Raw genomic sequence first — 17,285 nt, forward strand, 5'->3', positions numbered from 1 at the left:
TGTTAGTTATAACTCTCTCTAATGGCACAATTTAAAGAACTACTACAACAAGAATTTTTGCGAAGGACTACTAAGAATGGCGGATACTCTCTTCGCGCCTATGCAAAGTTTTTAGATATGAGCCACGCAACACTTTCTACGATGCTTGCGGGTAAGCGGACAATTACTCCAGCTACAATTACCAAGCTTGCAAAAAAATTAGGTTTAGGCCCTCAAGCCACTGAAAACTATTTAAATCCGGCCACAAATGAAGATGGCAAGACTCAAAATTATCATGTTATCCAAGAAGACGCGTTCAATTCCATTTCAGAATGGTATTTTGATGCGATTTTGCAATTGAGCTTAATTCCAAAAATCAATTTAGAGCCAAATACAATATCTTCAGTTCTCTCTATTTCGAAACTGGAAGCCAGGCTCGCATTAGAAACCTTAGAGCGATTGGAACTCTTAAAGAAAAATAAAAATGGAAAATGGATAAAAACTCAAAAAAATTCTATTAACTATTTGGATCCTGATTTTACAAATGTGGCTATGAGGAAATATCAAAAAAGCATTCTAGAAAAGTCTTTAGAGGCCTTGGATAATCTACCGCGTAGTGAAAGAGATCATACATCCACAATGATGGCTGTTCAAAAAAAAGATCTTACGCAGGTTAAAGAACTCATAAAAAAATTCAGGCACGATTTAGACAAATATTTACAGAGAGATGGGGCAAAATTTGATGAGATCTACCAACTTCAAATGTCCTTTTTTCCAATAACAAATTTAACAAATAAAAAGAACGAGGAGAAAAAATAATGAAAACACTATTAACACTATCATTAGTGATAGGATTAAGTATTCAAGCCAATGCAGGCGAAGACCGTGGCGGTGGCGATCCATGTGAAAGCAGAATTAAAGTCATAAGCCAAGATATTAAGTCTTGGATTTTAAAAGGAGGAGCAAAGGGATTGACTCTTCCGGCAAATATTTCTGTTGAGACTTATTCTAATTCGATTATCTCTCAAATAAATACAGCTCAAGTAACTTGTGTCGATGAAAAAGACTCTGGATATCCGGTGCAAGTCAGTGGGGAGCCCAAAGTTTGCCGCTTTGACAGAAATGATGATAAAAGTAAGATCACTTGTGATATTAGAAAGTTTCAAGCATTAAATGAAAAGGAACAATATGAATTGATTCATCACGAGTATGCAGGACTTGCAGGAATTGAAAACCCAGAGGGTGCAAATTCTAAATATGAAATTTCAAATCAAATTTCAGAATATCTAGTAGACGTTGTAGTAAAAAAACTAGCGGTAAAAACCAAACTTACTTCCCCTGTATATAAGGGGTCATTTGAGCAGCTAAAAGAGCAATGTCAGATTGAAGAAACTTTGAATTATGTTCATGAACAAATAAAGCTTAAAGAAATAAATCGGGTAAATAGTATTCTCAATAAAGCTGGTATTGGGGTGAAGCATACTTCGCTCGTACTTTCTCCCATCCTCGGATGTTACATTGGCATGTATAAGGCGCATGATATAAAACCACAACATATGGCTATCTCTGTTGTGACATCTGACGGCTCCTTATTAGGAGCTGAACAATGTATGGGTACGATAGATCCGCAGTTTGTTGTAAAGTCGAATTCTGTTGGTCATCCAGTATCTGTGAGTTGCACAGTTCCCTTCAGTGCCTCTGGCAGTCGTCCTTATAAATTGTATAATCTGAAATATGGTGCACAAGTCGTTATTAAAAATGAGAAAAGCGATTATCCTTTTGGAGGGCGTAATGATGAAATCGCAATTTTTAAAGATATAAAAGTTCAAAACTAAATTAAAAAATGAATGAAAAGTTAACCAGGAGAAATAAATGAAAAAATTAATTATTATGTTTGCTGTTGTGCTGTTATCAGAAGTGTCTCAGGCCAATTCTACTATATTGACGGTCAGCCGTTCTGCATATCCAAGCGGTAATATTTCAGCATACTATCCGGATGTAGAGAGTAGCCTTATTGCTGAAGCAAATAAATATTGTAATCAGACAGCAAGAAAAGTAAAAAACATTTCTAACATTAATATTCAAATATACGGTGATTTTGTTTTAAGCAAAGATAGCACTAAAGCAATTTCTTATCCAAAAGTACTTTTTTCAGCTGTTGTTGCATGTAAATAACCCCCGAAAAATTTTTTCCAGCGCAACTCGAGGTTTAACAAGCTGAGTTGAAGGTAGCCACCTGACGGTCTATCTGCGACTCAGTTTTTACCACAAAACAGGAGTTGCAAAATGAGTTACCGTCCAAAGCAAGCACAGGTTGTGGCAATGTCCCGGGAGCAAGCCAAACATTGGATACCGTTCGAAAGTTTGTTGGATTTATTTCCAAGGCTATCAAGCTCAAACGATCCTTTGTTCAGCCAATCTAGCAGGGTTGGTTGAAATAAAATAGATATAAAACTTCAGTATTGATGTAATATTTACCTATAGAATTTTAAAAAGTTTAGTATTTTTTATTTTTAACTACGAAACCCTAGTTAAAAAAACTTAAGACTCGATTCATAGTTAATTCTTATTTATAAATAAAAAACTTTAAGGAGGACTTATGAAGATTTATGTTTTGTGTGCATTAATACTATTGGGTATTTCGATTTCAGCTTACGCAGATGATGATGTTCAAACGACAGAGGATGGGATGACCTTACTCTTGGATGCAAAAAATTTCGATTATACGTGTGCGTTATTAATAAAAGACAAAAAAGAAAATATTCCTTTCACGCTATGGATTGACGATAATTACAAAAAATCAAATCCTGAATTCGCTCCCCAAGCCGAAAATATCCGTACCGCATTATCATGGCCATTCAATGAAACAGTTATGGATTCTATTGGCACAGTTTTTAAGACAACAAAATTTAGTCAGGCTCGCTGCCTCACTCTTTGCTACGAAATCGAAGCTGAAGTAGCAAACGATGATGAAACAATATCCATTAAAGTAAGTCTAAAACAATCTTCTTCTAATTCTGACCAATACAACTTAAAACTTGTCACAAAAGACAGTGAAAATAATGAAGATTACGTAGAAGGAATGTGTCTTCGTTAATAAAATATCAATTTAAAAGCAACACTAGCAGTGTTGCTTTTATTAATAAGTGCGCTGGATAAACAACACTAAGCGGAGTAGGCACATTGTTGATTGAAGATTTTAAAAGATAATTCAAATTCAATCTGGATAAGTTTAGCGTTTCTAGGCCACAAGGAAGCGAGGTCCTGGCCAATAACTTCGACTAATTGTTTTTACGGAGTTTTTTCTAATAATTCTAAAATTTCTGATCGGCTAGGGTAGTTGCCTTCGAGTTTACGAACAGAGGGCAAGCCTAGGACACGAGTAATTTGTTTTATGACAACAAGTTTTTCTTTTTCAGTTTTTTGAGATGCACTTTCTAATTTTGCACCAATCAGCATATACAGATCTCTAGTAAAATCACTCATGGCAAGAGTATCTTCGACCCTTAGTCCTTCTTGGGTACGAACTCTGAATACTCCGTCTTCAGTAATTACGCGTATGTCTCTAGGAAAGTTTGAATGGTAAGGGCGATCTTTTTCTATTTCATAGAGTTTTGAGAAAATTCGATGGATAAACTGTGAGAATTGAATTTGCATAACCACATCAGACTTAATGGTCTCAAAGTTTTCAAATACGGCTCCTTTTTGGGAGGACTTCATAATTGCTTGGTGCGCATAAACACGGATAGAACCTCTAAAGGCGAGTAATTCATCAAGGCTGAGATATTTACTATAGTACCCAAGCATATTTTTTAAGCTATCTGAAATTTTTTCTGGAATAATCTCTGCATCATAAGGTTTTGCGGAACCACTAATTTTTCTCGATGAAGTCACGTTATGTATGAATTCATGGAAGCCAATACTATGTCGAAAGAAAGAATCACTAATCATTATGTCGGGTTGAAGAATAATTTTTCGCTCAGTTTTTGTTTCTGAAAATTTTCCGTCTAGTTTTTGTATTAAAAGTGAAGCTGGATCAAATACAATATCTAGCTTGTAAGGGGGAAGTTGCCCATTCTTGTACTTTATGGGTTCATAAAGCCTTCTTGCGATGCGATTAATGTAGTGATTTCCTGTTCTGGCGATAACAATATAAAAAGTATCCTTCTGGTTTTCATGCGTAGAATTATTTCGCACCAATGTGTGATCTATTCCGATTGCCGATAGAAATTTGTGGGTTCTGAAAATAAGACCCGAAAGTTCATTTTTCATTCTCTGTTGTGCGTGGTTAAGATTTTTAGAATTATTTCTTTCTTGCTCTGGGCGGAGGAATGCCTGCTGATTTTTAAGATAGTTTTGAATCTCAACTTGAAGAGGTTTTAGTACAATAAAATAGTGCTTAAGGGCTTCTTTAAATCTTTGATAGATCTCTTCATGATTCTCACGTTTGCTCGCTTTTATTGGAAGTGAATTGTATCCACCATTTTGCTTGATGACTCTGACAACTTCTCGATTAAATTCAAAACCTTCATTGCCCAACTCTTGAGAGATATCGAGAGTAGGTTGGGCATTTCTTGTGTTTTCTAATCTGAATAATGCTTCACATGTAGAATTTTGAGCTTCTACTTTAAAAGAAGCAATCAGCAATATCAGACTCAAAACAACAGTATTTTTCATTGTGTACTTGTTATTACAAAACCTATGCTTTTAGGGAATAGATATATTGATATTTAAGGACTAATACCTTCTAGGATGAAATATTTGCTTTACAGTTAACAAGTTATACGTTTTTTCAAAGAAGCTTTGGTATTAGTAAGAATTATATTGTCGGAGGACAGATTTTTTATAGATATTCTTTTGAAATAAAAATTCAAGAATTACCTTATCTATGCTATTATTGTTGAACTTTTAAAATCATATTATCAGAAAGTTAGGAAAAATTCTATGAAAATCATTTTTGTTTTTTTTGCTTTGATTTTGTTTTATCAAAACTTATCTGCTCTGCCACCTATACGGGAAGAGTATAGACAAGGTTATAAGCAAACCAGAAGTTTCTTTGCATTTAAAGAAGAAGAATTATTGAAAGAGTCTCTTCGTGATGGTGCTGTTGATTCCCTAATACCTAAATCTGACGAGACTATCAGAGATTTAATGGCAGTAGGGAGGGCAAGAGCTCCATCATTGTATCCGATGGGAATTTCGATGAACGATCCTCAAAATTTACTTCGTGATCTGGAGCTTCTGGTAGAAAAGTTACAGAGAAAAACTCGTATGCCTGATAAGATAGCAACATCCTGGGATGCTGGCTTGTATCCAAATCGACCTCCTACACATAAAGAAGAAAAAATGCTAGCTCTAGGAGATTACTATCATTGGATTGGTCATATCTATGAAGACAAAGGAGATTTAGAAAAAGCTTACGAGGCCTTTATAAGATCTCAATATCATTACAGTCAGACAAGACTAAAAAAATCAAGACGTATTGGAGCTCTTGGATTTCCTTTGGTTCAAGAGCACTCAGAATATCATATGAATAAGATCATTTCTTTAATTAAAGAAGTTGTATGGGCTCATAGTAATGTGAGTTGCCGCTCTTTATTTTAATTAGCTTTGATATGGTTTTTCTGTTTCATCAGGATTTTTGTCCTTTCTCATGTAGCGTTGACTCTCCTGGAGGTAACTTAAAAATTATGTTGTCTGAGGACAGGATGTTTTCTAGCATGTTCTTTTACTGAAAGGTCACATCATGAAATTCATTTTAGTTTTAACTGCATTATTCTTAGTTTCTTGCTCTTCATCTCCTAAAAATCCAACTCAAAAAACAATTGTTTTGATTCATGGGGCTCACATGGATGGATCGAGCTGGAGTCAGGTAAAAGCAATCTTGGAAAATAACGGTCAAGAGGTTGTTGCTCCAACAATGCCAGGAAGAGATAACAATAAAAATGTAGATCTCAATACCTATGCTCAAGTGGCTTGCGATCAAGCACCAGACAATTCAATCATTGTAGGTCATAGCCAAGGTGGGGCGATTGCAAATCAAATGGTTGGGATTTGTCCTGAAAAAATCGTGAAGATTATTTATGTCACGGCGGTCGTTCCGTTGAGCGGTGAAAGACCTTTTGATCTAATGGAAAAGCGCGATGAGAAAGCTTACGCAAAAACTGTAGTTTTCAAAAAAGACAGAGCTGAGCCTAAAAATAAAAGAGCATTCCTAAGAGCCATGGCTCAGGATTTTGATCATAAAACGACAAAGTCTCCTGTGATATATTCTGAACCAACAAAGGTTGCGGGAACTTTAGTAAAATTTGAGGCGGAAGATTTTGACGTCATTCCGAAAGCTTACGTTTTTGCCGAAGCAGATCTTATTATCACTCTAGCCACGCAAAAGAAATATACCAATCGAACCGAGTTTCAAGAGACCTATACCATCGTGTCGGGCCATCTTCCAATGGTTACAAAACCTGCGGCCCTTGCCGATGTCCTCTTAAAATCGTCCACTCTCTAGACACTCTAGTAGTTTTTTCTTTGCCCTTTTGATTTTTTACAAATGCGGCGATAAAGCTAGTAAAATGGCCTTCAATTATCAGGAGATAAAATGAACGCGCTATTTACAAAAATTTTCGTAGTTTTAGGATTGATTTTTTCTAGTTCCGCTTATGCGGAAATGGATAAACCTTGTGTTATCAATATTGATGTCGATGGGTGGAAGGATCTTGAAACCGTGTTGTTTATCGCTGCTGGCGGTTATGCCATGACTCATGATTCATCAAAAGCAGAATATAAAGTGCAAATCGATGAAGTTGAAGGGCAAGTTAAACGTTGCCTTTATGGATGTGATGAAAAACAAGATGTGTTAATAATCATGTCCATAATGAATGCTCAAGGTGATGTTGTTTTTACTAAAAATAAAGTTGCTACAAAATACCGCTCTCAAGATTTAATGGATGTAGGAAGAGTATCTAATGACCTTCCAACAAAAATGAATCTTCTGAGAGCCATTCCTGAGTGTAAAGACTTAAGAGCCTTAGAAAAGGATGTGTAATATTTAAGATTTGAGATAACCTTTGATGTAGTGATAACCAGAAATCACGCTCAAAGCCACGCTGACCCAAAGAGTCCAATAGCCGATTTGATAAATAGGCAATCCAAATAAGGGATAGTTAAAAAGAATGCATGGGATCGCCACCATCTGCGTAGCAGTTTTCCATTTTCCCATCTTCGCTGCGCTGATGATCACATTTTGGGTAGCAGCCACTGATCTTAATCCATCAATGATAGAATCTCTTGCTACAAGAATAATCACCATTATCGTGGTAAGACGATCTGTTGGAATAAGCATAATGAGTGTACTCGAAACCAAAACCTTGTCGGCAACGGGATCCATGAATTTTCCCATATTGCTGACGATTCCCCATTTGCGAGCAAAATAGCCGTCATAATAGTCCGTTATCGAAGCCAAAATAAACAATCCGCAGGCAATGATTCCAGATTGAGTCGTATCAAGATAAATAAACCAGATAATGAATGGTACAAAAGCCATGCGAGAGTAGGTCAGTAAATTGGGTAAATGTTTTTTCCACTGCATACAAATATTTTTTAGTACTTTATCCTAATAAGCAATAACAAAACATTGCCAATACACAAAAGATTTTATGTAGTATGTGTATGAAGATTTTAATTGTCTTGATGCTTATATTCTTTCATTTCAACGCTTACGGACAGGCTGAAATTCAGCATCCTCAAGATTTCCATAAACCCTTTTGGAAGAGTAAGCCTGATGTACAAAAAAAGATTATCAATGATGATTTGATCGTAGTTTCTGCGGATACAGATAAAATTAAAGACAAGCCTTTGTTGTATTCAATGAAGGTCGTAGCCGGTGGTACAGTAAAAGTGCCTTTGGATTTTACATTCCGAACTATCACGGATTATGAAAAGCTTAAAAACGTCGACGATCACTTTAAAGAATCAAAATACGATAAGGAAAAAAAGACACTGTTTTTACACTTAGAGGCTTTAGGTTATCACGCGCGTATGCATCTAAAGCTTAACGAAGTAGAAGTCATAGGATCAAAGGGCAAGGTCAAGCAGATTCACTGGGAATGCATCCAAGGGCAGTTCCTCGGTATGAAAGGTGTCTTTCAGGTAGAAGAGATAGAGCGTCAAAAAACTGAAATTTCCATGACTGCGATTTATAAGTCTGAGACATTACCTTTGCCTAAAGTTTTAATGGGATTAGGTCTCGAAATTGTCGGCCGTCAAGTGGCAACAAAAATGAGACAATATATTTTTGATCAATACAAAGACAAGTGAGACATCGTATGGATAGAAACTTAGCCCTAGAATTTATCAGAGTCACCGAAGCCGCCGCAATTTCATCTGCAAGATGGATGGGAAGAGGTGATTCAGATCGCGCCGATCAAGCTGCTGTAGATGCGATGAGAAAAGCTTTTGATTCAGTTCATATTCGCGGAACAGTAGTCATCGGAGAAGGGGAGCGTGATGAGGCACCGATGCTCTTCATCGGCGAAGAAGTCGGAAGTCGTGATCCCAGTGCTCCTCAAGTGGATATTGCCTTAGACCCTCTAGAGGGAACTAGTATTTGTGCCAGAGGTGGAGTGGGAGCAACCAGCGTTATCGCGATTGCTGAAAAAGGAAAATTTTTGCATGCGCCTGATACCTACATGGATAAAATCGCTGTCGGTCCCAAAGCCAAAGGGGTTGTTCATATTGACGAAACTCCCGAAAAAAATATCAAAGAATTAGCAAAAGCTTTAAATAAATCTGTTTCGGATACGACTGTGGTGATTTTAGAAAGACCAAGACATGAGGAGTTGATTGCGAGTGTTCGAAAAACTGGCGCGAGAATTCATTTGATTCATGATGGTGATGTCTCTGCGGCCATTGCTACAGCCTGGGGAGACACCGGCATCGATATGCTATTGGGTGTTGGTGGTGCGCCAGAAGGTGTAATTTCCGCAGCAGCCATGAAGTGTCTTGGTGGAGATTTCCAAGGTAGATTAAAGTTCAGAAATGATCAAGAAAAAGCCCGCGCGCAAAAAATGGGCGTTAAGGATCTTGATCGTGCTTATATGATCGATGAATTGGCTCCTGGCGATGTGATGTTTGTAGCCACAGGTGTAACTCATGGTCCGCTTTTGGATGGAGTGAGATTCTTAGCCAATGAAAGAGTTCAAACGCATTCGATTGTGATGAGATCAAAGACTGGAACGATTCGGGAAATTCGTGCCTATCATCATCTCACAAGAAAACCCCTTTAAAAAACTACAGAGAAAATTATAGAGAGACGCACACAGAATGTTTTGCTTTAAATGCCAAACAGAAATTTTAACAATTCCCGGAGTTCCAGTAGGGAGAAGAGAAGACTGTCCTTCTTGCGGTTCAGATGTGCATGTGTGCATGAATTGTACTCATTATGACAGAAGCGCTTACAATGAATGTAAAGAGTCTTCTTCGGACTATGTTAAAGAAAAAGACCGATCTAATTTCTGCGATTATTTTACGCCTTCGGACCGCAAAGGTTCCTCTGGAAAGTCTAAGGACGATCTGATGTCTGCGGCGGAAGCTCTCTTCAAGAAAAAGTAACTTGATCCTAGCCTCTTTTTAGCAAATAATTGGATATACACGGCAGAGGAGATAGTGGTTGCATGAGCAATTACTGAAATAGGCATGGCAGGCACGCAGACTACAGAAATATTCAATTGTACAAAAGACGAATTCTTTAAAATCATCGCGGATTATGAAAAGTATCCAGAATTTTTATCTGAAGTGAAAGACTGCAAGGTCGTAGAAACTCAAGGTGATACCAAAAAAGTAGAATACACGGTGAACGTTATCAAAAATTTCAAATACAATCTTTGGATGTCTGAAAAAGGCACAGAAAAAATCGAATGGGAATTTGCCGGCGGAGACCTTTTTAAATCTTCCAATGGTTCATGGGTTTTGGAAGATCAAGCTGGAAAAACAAAAGCAACTTATTCGGTGGATGCGGAATTCAAAATGTTTGTGCCGGGGCCCGTAGCAAAAACTTTAATTTCTGTAAACTTACCCAACATGATGAGTGCATATCACAAGAGAGTTAATGAGCTATATGGCAAATGATAAAAGCAAAAAAGACGACAACGAAAATGAGTCTTCTCCTCTAGAAGAAGACGATCTCAAGAAAAGCGGTCTATCCATTGCCGATATCGCCAAAAAAGTCGTAGCCGTAGGCGTGGGTGCAGCTTTCCTTACCGAAGAAAGCATTAGATCTGCTCTTGGCGAAGTGAAGCTTCCAAAAGAAATCTTGAATCTTGTGCTTCAAAACGCTTCAAAAACAAAAGACATCGTTGCCGACCAGGTAACAAAAGAGATCGTAAAACTCATTTCAAAAATTGATTTCGTAAAAGAAGCTTCAAGGTTCGTAGAAGAACATAAATTCAAAATCGAAATCGACATCACCAAGAAAGATAAAACACCAAAGCCCTAATTAGATCATATTGATTTATATATACGAACTATAACCATCATCATATTTTACTTATAAGTAATTCTGAACTATTTTTCTATTTAGGGAAAAGGGGAGGAATTATGAAAAACAACATCAATCACAATAGAAGAAATGCATTAAAAATAGGACTAAGTGCTTCAGGTCTTATATTGGCAATGTCACCAATGACGAAGGCTCTTGGACAAGCCTGCTTAGGCAAAACTCCAGAGCAACCAGAGGGCCCCTTCTACCCAATTCACGATCAGCTGGATAAAGACAACGATCTGACTTCCGTGACTGGGAAATCTGAAAGAGCTAAAGGCGAAGTCATATACGTAAGAGGAATAGCTACAGATGAAAAATGTCAACCCATCAAGGGCGCATTGGTAGAAATCTGGCAAGCTTGTCACACCGGAAAATACAATCATCCAGGAGATCCGAATACCGCAGCCTTGGATCCTAATTTCCAATACTGGGGAAAATGTGTCACCAATGAGAAAGGCGAGTATCTCTTTAAAACCATTTTACCAGGAGCATATCCGGCGGGAGATGGATGGATCAGGCCTCCGCACATTCATTATAAAATTTCAGGATTTGGTTTCGGAGAATTGATCACACAGATGTATTTCCTAGGAAATGATCTGAACGATAAGGATTTGATATTAAAAAGATTGAGCAAACCAGATCAAAGTAAAGTCGTCGTCGAATTGAAAGATCCACCTGAAGGTTTTGAGCCAGAATCAAGAATTGGAATATTTAATATAACGTTAGAAAAAATTCGTTAGAAATAAATTAATTTAATTGTGGTATTGAAAATAAAGAAGATTATTAAAAATAATTAAAAAAAAGGAGAGCGAAAAATGAAAAAACTAATAGCATTATTAATAATGAATATTTCTATGACAGGATATTTGGCACAAGCTAGTGCCAATACTGTAATCAATATTTCCAACACGGATATGATCAGCTTACAAACTAACAAGTCAGAGATGTCTTTGGCAGTATCATATCCAGGTTCTGACATATCTGGTGTATGTGGCGTAGAAATAAGAGCAGATAGTTACAATAGGCATCAATCTATTGCAAACTTACTAAGTGCAATTAAAGTTGTAAATAACATGGGTGTAGATCCGGTGGTTTCAATTCAAAATGAGATGACTATTTTGATGGATTTAAGAGCGGCAAAATGGGGTTATGGGACTTGGTTTTCAATTCATACCAAAAATGGAAAATCTTTAAAAGAAGTCATTCTTGAAACATTGGGTGAGAATCGTACGGTTGTTCTAGTCGGAGTTAGCTGTACTAAGGATATATAATCACTTCATTTTGAAAAGGGTCTCATAGAAGGCTTTCATGAGATCCGGATCAAAGCGTGTTATAAGTTTTTCTTTCATCAATTGTAACGCTGTCACAGGCATCATGGGTTCATTGTAAGATCTTTTTGTAGTGAGTGCATCATAAGTGTCTGCGATAGCCACGACTCTTGCGTAAGGGTGGATGTCTTCACCTTTTAGATTTTGTGGATAACCATTTCCTAAAAAGTTTTCGTGATGCTCATAAACACATGCTTTTATAGAGTCCGGCGAATCGCCGTAAGTAGATAGAATTTTTAAACCAAAAGCGGGATGCTTTTTCATCTCTTCCCACTCTTCTTCAGTCAGTGCGCCTTTTTTGCAGATGATGTCGGTAGAAACATTTCTTTTTCCGATATCGTGAAGTAGGCCGCCTCTTCCGAGTTGTTGAAGCATCTCTTGATCTTTAATTCCAACAAGTTCACCTAAACCCAAAGAGTAAATACAAACATCCAGCGAGTGGTTGTAAGTGTAAAAATCATGGGAAGAAAGGCCAATGAGTTCTGCCATGGCATCATTTTCATTTTGCATAAAATCGATGATGTTATCCACAGCCGCTTTTGCACCATTTAAAGTTTGTTCTAAATTCGGATTTTCAAAAAGTTCTTCGATTAAAGAGAAGGTACTTTCTTTTAAAATGGTTCCACGTTTTGCTTTGTCCAAAGAAGTATCGTTGAGTATTCCAGCGACATAGTCTTTGTAGGCTTTGCGATCCTTTTCCATGACGTAGAACACATCAGTATTTTTCTTTTGAAAATGGGCAAGCTTATCCTCCGGAATCTTAGATCCAGCATGAAGATAAAGAACATAATGTCCATTGATATGAATGTAGAGGTCAAAGCTAGTGGGTTTTTCTGTATTTAAACTGTTCACTCGGATTTTAAAATACTGATCCATGTTAATTATTCTAAGGAGCCTTTGATTGACTGTCGAGCAAAAGAACACTAATTCATAAAGCATGGACCTCAATCTTGACACGCCAATTCAATATCTTAAAGGAGTAGGACCTCACTATTCTAAGGCTTTCGAAAAGCGTGGTCTCTACAGTATTCAAGAGCTACTGGAATGGTTTCCTCGAACTTATGAGGACAGAAGGGCTGCTAGAACCATCAGCTCGCTTCAAGTGAATGAAACGGTAAGCCTTAAGGCTGAAGTGGTTTATGTAAAGCCCATTTTCTTGGGCCTTAAGCGAAAAAAAATCTACGATGTTTTAGTCAAAGACGGTTCGGGGCAAATTCACTGCAAGTATTTTAGAGTTCCATATAAGGGCTATTTTGACCGCCTAGAACCACATAAGATGGTTCGCGTGGTGGGTAAGGTTATCGAGTATCGCGGAACAAAACAGTTCCATCATCCAGATATAAAGGATGCAACCGATGAAGAGATCGATGATCAGTTGATTCCTATTTACACAGAAACTGAAGGCATAACTCCACAAAGAATCCATAAGATTATGGATATTGCTTTGAGTGGCGTGTATTCAAAGATTCCCGAAACAATGCCTGATTATATTTTAAAAAAATTTGATCTGGCCTCTAAAAAGGATTCTTTCAAATTCGTGCATCAGCCCCCAAAAGATGCAGGTCCAGAATTTTTTGAACAAAAATCAAGATTTCATAAAAGAATAATCTTTGAAGAGTTTTTCTGGTTGCAGCTTTTTTTAGCAATCCAAGAAAAGGGAAAGATTCTAGAAGACGCCCCACAAATGAAAAAAGACCCAGACTTTTTGGAAAAAGCAAAAAAGTTTTTACCTTTTGAATTAACAAACGCCCAGATCAATTCATTCAAAGAAATCGCTGCCGACATCTGCGAACCTCATCCGATGAGAAGATTAGTTCAAGGAGATGTAGGGAGTGGGAAAACTATCGTTTCGTTTTTAACTGCACTTTTTGTCATTCAAAATGGTTACCAAGCAGCCCTTATGGTGCCTACGGAAATTCTAGCTGATCAGCATTTAAGGACTGCCCAAAATATCTTAGGAAAACTTGGCGTAAGAATCGATATTTTAAAAGGCTCACAAACAGCAAAAGAAAAAGCTGCGGTCATCGAAAGATTAAGAAACGGTGAGATTGATTTATTGATCGGAACTCATGCTTTGATTCAAGAAGGCGTAGATTTTAAAAATCTTGCTCTTGCCATTGTGGATGAGCAGCATAGATTCGGTGTTTTACAGAGACAAAAATTAAAACAAAAAGGTTATTCTCCACATTTTTTATTGATGACGGCAACTCCGATTCCAAGAACATTGGCTTTAACTGTTTACGGAGATCTCCAGTGCTCTATTATCAATGAACTTCCAAAAGGAAGAGCTCCGATTACAACAAGAGTGGTGAGACAAAATAAAATCCCCCAAGTTTTTGAATTCGTAAAAGATCAGCTAAAGAAAGGAAGACAAGCTTACGTGGTTTATCCTTTGGTCGAAGAATCAGAAAAAATTGATCTTAAGGATGCCGTGACTGCTTTTGAAAACATAAAGCAAAGATTTCCCGAATTTAAAGTAGGCCTTCTTCATGGAAAAATGAAAACCCAAGAAAAAGACGAAATCATGAATGAGTTCCGACTTAATAAGATCCAAATCTTAGTTGCAACGACTGTTATTGAAGTTGGTGTTGATGTTCCGAACGCCAACATTATGGTCATAGAACACTCTGAAAGATTCGGACTCTCTCAATTGCATCAATTGAGAGGTCGGGTAGGAAGAGGAGCACACAAAAGTTATTGCGTTCTATTATTAGGACACGCGGTGAGTGAAGAAGCGTATGAAAGAACTTCTATTATGGCAGAAACCAGCGACGGCTTTAAAATCTCCGAAAAAGATTTAGAATTCCGAGGCCCCGGCGAATTCATGGGTTCCAAACAATCCGGCTTACCTGGATTCAAAATGGGAAATCTAGTGCGAGATCTCGATGTCTTAATGAAAGCCCGAGAAGTCGCCTTCGAAATCATCGGCAGCGACCCCAATTTATCAAAACCAGAAAACAAAATCCTAAGAGAACAACTCGTAAAAATCCACGGCCCCACCGCACTAATTACGGTAGGCTAATGCAATTTTCATAACACAGTTGCGACACAGAAAGGTGCGGGGCATTTTTAGCTTTCGCGTTATTTGTAACCAAATCCTAACAAATCCCTTGAGAAATGCTCATTTCATGATCTGATTATTGAGCTTCGAACTTTAAAGAAATTTTCCCATGGGAGGGATTATGAAAAAACTGTTAATTGGATTAACATGCAGCTTAGTTGGTGTGGCGTTCTCTACACAACTCCAGGCAAAAGAATTAAAGCTTAAGAACGCAAACGTAGATCTTAAGAACCATTCAAGCCAAATATTGATGAGGCTAGATGGCGCAGCTCCTGCTGTAAGCTCTAAATACTTTGTAGTGCAATTTGAAAATGCAATTACAGAGCAAGATCAAAAAGATTTAAAAGCAAACGGCTTTGAAATCCTTCAGTATCTTCCAGACGATGCTTATATCGTGAGCGGAAATTTCTCAAATGCATTACAATTGAAAAACACAAACTCGAAAATTTATGAAGTTGCTCCCTATCTTTCTGAATGGAAACTCAGCAGTGAACTCACTTCTATGAGCGTTTTTGATAACGAATCCAATACAATCTTGAATGTAAGGCTTTTACCCAACACAGATGTTAAAGCTCTTTCCGCAAAAATTGAAAAATTAGGATTAAAAGTTTTAGTTACTGGTCAAAGATACATCGCGGTTCAAGCAACAAAATTAAGATCACTGGATATCGCAAATATCGAAGGTGTTGAATTTATCCAAGTTCAACCCGAATTAAAAACATTAGATATGGATGTTTCTGATGACGATAGAGCAGATCCTCCGCCGCCAGAAAATTTAGGTGAAACTAAAACTGGTTATGAATCTGGAACTAAAGTCATGAAATTCGAAAAGGCTTGGGAACGTGGTTACACTGGCGAAGGTCAAACAGTAGCTATGGCAGATACAGGTCTTGATATGGGTTCCACAGGAAATATGCACTCGGATCTTCAAACAGTTATCGGTGGTGAATCGGTAGCAATGTTTGGTGGAGTAGGTTGGGACGATCCTCAAGGACACGGAACACACGTGACGGGTTCTGTGATCAGCCGCGGGATTTTATCTCAAGGATTGATCAAGGGTGGAGCTTTCAATTCCAAATACTATGCTCAAGGCATGTGGAGTATGTTGATGAATAACATTATGGTTCCGCAAGATATGGGAGCAATGTTTGCCAATGCATACAATAAAGGTGCAAGAGTTCATACTAACTCTTGGGGTGCAGACTCTAATGGTGCCTACGATAACTTTGCCGCAACGGTAGATCAAGCTATGTGGGATCATCCAGATCTATTGATCATCTTCGCTGCTGGAAACAGTGGTAAAGATAACAACCGTGACGGTGTCATCGATCAAGGTTCTGTAGGTTCTCCAGGGACAGCTAAGAATACTTTAACTGTTGGTGCTTCAGAGAACTACATGCTTGAAGGTGGAAGACAAAAAGCTTGCGGTGAGATGAAGGACGGCGGAACAAAGTGGGGAGTTGAACCTCTGAAGTCTGATAAGCTTTCCAACGATCCGAATGGTATCGCATGTTTCTCTTCCCGTGGTCCAACTCAAGATCAAAGATTGAAACCAGAAATCGTAGCTCCAGGGACAAACATTGTGAGCTTGCAATCTCGTCATTCTAAAGCAACAAAGCTTTGGGGTATCTACAACCAAAATTATTCTTGGGCTGGTGGAACTTCTATGGCAACGCCACTGACGGCGGGCGCAGCGGCGGTCACTCGTGAGTATCTTGTGAAGCAAGGTCTTTCAAACCCTTCAGCAGCATTGGTGAAGGCTACTCTTATGCATACAGCGTTTGATCTATTCCCAGGCCAATTCGGTAAAGGCGCAGGACAAGAGATTCCTAAAAGAGGTCCAAACAACCAACAAGGTTACGGACGTGTGGATATGGATTCTGCAACTCGACTTGGACAGGCTAAAATCATTGATAACTCCACAGGTGTAGGCGCTGGCGAATCGAGTAATGTGACTTTCAACATTACCGAAAAAAGAGCTCAAGCGGGTGGTGTTCTAAAAGCTACGCTTGTTTACACGGATGCTCCTGCAGCAGCTTCTGCTAGCAAAACATTAGTGAATAACTTGGACTTAAAAGTGACGGCACCAGATGGTAAAGTCTTCACTATTAACGACAGTACAAACAATGCTGAAACTATTGAAATCACTGATGTTGCCCAAGGCTCATACCAAGTGTCTGTGGTGGGTTCTAACGTTCCTCAAGGGAAGAACGGTAAACAACCATATGCTCTACTTGTAAGTTTTGTAAAAAATCAAAAGCAATAGTCATACATACCTGTAAACAATATCCTCTCAGCGTCATGTTGAGAGGATACTCTTGCCTCCTTGTGTCATAAATGCTATAAATATCCACGCTCATAAATTATCAAAAACGAAAAC

General features: G+C 38.0%; 19 protein-coding genes. 16 read left to right on the top strand and 3 right to left on the bottom strand.

All coding sequences use genetic code 11. The features are described 5' to 3' along the window. Positions 1–21: 21 nt before the first annotated feature. The 4 genes from V4596_11030 to V4596_11045 all read left to right on the top strand — a co-directional run bounded on the left by V4596_11030 (position 22) and on the right by V4596_11045 (position 3,076). Entirely contained in the window at positions 22–798 is a 777-nt protein-coding gene (locus V4596_11030) for a TIGR02147 family protein (GenBank protein ID MES2769665.1), read from the top strand. After that, complete coding sequence (locus tag V4596_11035; GenBank protein ID MES2769666.1) at positions 798–1,814, top strand: hypothetical protein; 1,017 nt, start codon at positions 798–800, stop codon at positions 1,812–1,814. Before V4596_11030 ends, V4596_11035 begins: the two co-directional genes overlap by 1 nt. 37 nt (positions 1,815–1,851) lie before the next feature. Continuing rightward, positions 1,852–2,154, top strand: a complete 303-nt coding sequence (locus V4596_11040) for a hypothetical protein (protein ID MES2769667.1) — start codon at positions 1,852–1,854, stop codon at positions 2,152–2,154. 424 nt (positions 2,155–2,578) lie between these two features. After that, the gene (locus tag V4596_11045) at positions 2,579–3,076 is read left to right on the top strand and encodes a hypothetical protein (protein MES2769668.1); all 498 of its coding nucleotides are present in this window, start codon (positions 2,579–2,581) and stop codon (positions 3,074–3,076) included. Positions 3,077–3,270: 194 nt separating this feature from the next. Here V4596_11045 and V4596_11050 read toward each other — a convergent pair whose 3' ends face one another. Then, positions 3,271–4,656: a hypothetical protein gene (locus tag V4596_11050; protein MES2769669.1), complete on the bottom strand. Its 1,386-nt coding sequence runs from the start codon at positions 4,654–4,656 to the stop codon at positions 3,271–3,273. A 267-nt stretch (positions 4,657–4,923) separates the two neighbouring features. On the opposite strand from V4596_11050, the gene V4596_11055 reads away from it, so the two are divergent. The 3 genes from V4596_11055 (at position 4,924) to V4596_11065 (ending at position 7,024) form a co-directional block, all read left to right on the top strand. After that, positions 4,924–5,583, top strand: a complete 660-nt coding sequence (locus tag V4596_11055) for a hypothetical protein (GenBank protein ID MES2769670.1) — start codon at positions 4,924–4,926, stop codon at positions 5,581–5,583. A gap of 142 nt (positions 5,584–5,725) precedes the next feature. Then, complete coding sequence (locus tag V4596_11060; GenBank protein MES2769671.1) at positions 5,726–6,487, top strand: alpha/beta hydrolase; 762 nt, start codon at positions 5,726–5,728, stop codon at positions 6,485–6,487. Positions 6,488–6,577: 90 nt separating this feature from the next. Further along, positions 6,578–7,024, top strand: a complete 447-nt coding sequence (locus V4596_11065) for a hypothetical protein (protein ID MES2769672.1) — start codon at positions 6,578–6,580, stop codon at positions 7,022–7,024. 3 nt (positions 7,025–7,027) lie between these two features. On the opposite strand, the gene pgsA is transcribed toward V4596_11065, so the two are convergent. After that, positions 7,028–7,567, bottom strand: a complete 540-nt coding sequence (gene pgsA / locus V4596_11070; protein ID MES2769673.1) for a CDP-diacylglycerol--glycerol-3-phosphate 3-phosphatidyltransferase — start codon at positions 7,565–7,567, stop codon at positions 7,028–7,030. A gap of 80 nt (positions 7,568–7,647) precedes the next feature. Here pgsA and V4596_11075 point away from each other — a divergent pair, with 80 nt between their 5' ends. From V4596_11075 to V4596_11105, 7 genes are all read left to right on the top strand, one after another. Continuing rightward, positions 7,648–8,295, top strand: a complete 648-nt coding sequence (locus V4596_11075) for a hypothetical protein (protein ID MES2769674.1) — start codon at positions 7,648–7,650, stop codon at positions 8,293–8,295. Between the two features lie 8 nt (positions 8,296–8,303). Beyond that, positions 8,304–9,263 (top strand): class II fructose-bisphosphatase, encoded by a 960-nt coding sequence (gene glpX / locus V4596_11080; GenBank protein ID MES2769675.1) that lies wholly within the window; start codon positions 8,304–8,306, stop codon positions 9,261–9,263. A gap of 37 nt (positions 9,264–9,300) precedes the next feature. Further along, on the top strand, positions 9,301–9,588 hold the full coding sequence (locus V4596_11085) for a hypothetical protein (GenBank protein ID MES2769676.1): 288 nt from the start codon (positions 9,301–9,303) through the stop codon (positions 9,586–9,588). Positions 9,589–9,672: 84 nt separating this feature from the next. Next, entirely contained in the window at positions 9,673–10,104 is a 432-nt protein-coding gene (locus V4596_11090) for an SRPBCC family protein (protein ID MES2769677.1), read from the top strand. Continuing rightward, positions 10,085–10,471 carry a hypothetical protein gene (locus tag V4596_11095; GenBank protein MES2769678.1) on the top strand — a complete coding sequence of 129 codons (387 nt, stop codon included), beginning with the start codon at positions 10,085–10,087 and terminating at the stop codon, positions 10,469–10,471. The genes V4596_11090 and V4596_11095 overlap by 20 nt, the downstream gene beginning before the upstream one ends. A gap of 101 nt (positions 10,472–10,572) precedes the next feature. Next, the gene (locus tag V4596_11100) at positions 10,573–11,256 is read left to right on the top strand and encodes a protocatechuate 3,4-dioxygenase (GenBank protein MES2769679.1); all 684 of its coding nucleotides are present in this window, start codon (positions 10,573–10,575) and stop codon (positions 11,254–11,256) included. A 75-nt stretch (positions 11,257–11,331) separates the two neighbouring features. Then, complete coding sequence (locus V4596_11105) at positions 11,332–11,787, top strand: hypothetical protein (protein MES2769680.1); 456 nt, start codon at positions 11,332–11,334, stop codon at positions 11,785–11,787. Here V4596_11105 and V4596_11110 read toward each other — a convergent pair whose 3' ends face one another. Then, a complete protein-coding gene (locus tag V4596_11110; protein ID MES2769681.1) occupies positions 11,788–12,720 on the bottom strand; it encodes an HD-GYP domain-containing protein in 933 nt (310 codons plus the stop codon). Between the two features lie 61 nt (positions 12,721–12,781). Here V4596_11110 and recG point away from each other — a divergent pair, with 61 nt between their 5' ends. Continuing rightward, entirely contained in the window at positions 12,782–14,866 is a 2,085-nt protein-coding gene (recG, locus tag V4596_11115) for an ATP-dependent DNA helicase RecG (GenBank protein ID MES2769682.1), read from the top strand. Between the two features lie 160 nt (positions 14,867–15,026). Further along, positions 15,027–17,171: a S8 family serine peptidase gene (locus V4596_11120; protein ID MES2769683.1), complete on the top strand. Its 2,145-nt coding sequence runs from the start codon at positions 15,027–15,029 to the stop codon at positions 17,169–17,171. Positions 17,172–17,285: the final 114 nt, after the last annotated feature.

The sequence above is a fragment of the Bdellovibrionota bacterium genome (assembly GCA_040386775.1).
Taxonomy (GTDB): Bacteria; Bdellovibrionota; Bdellovibrionia; order Bdellovibrionales; family JAEYZS01; genus JAEYZS01.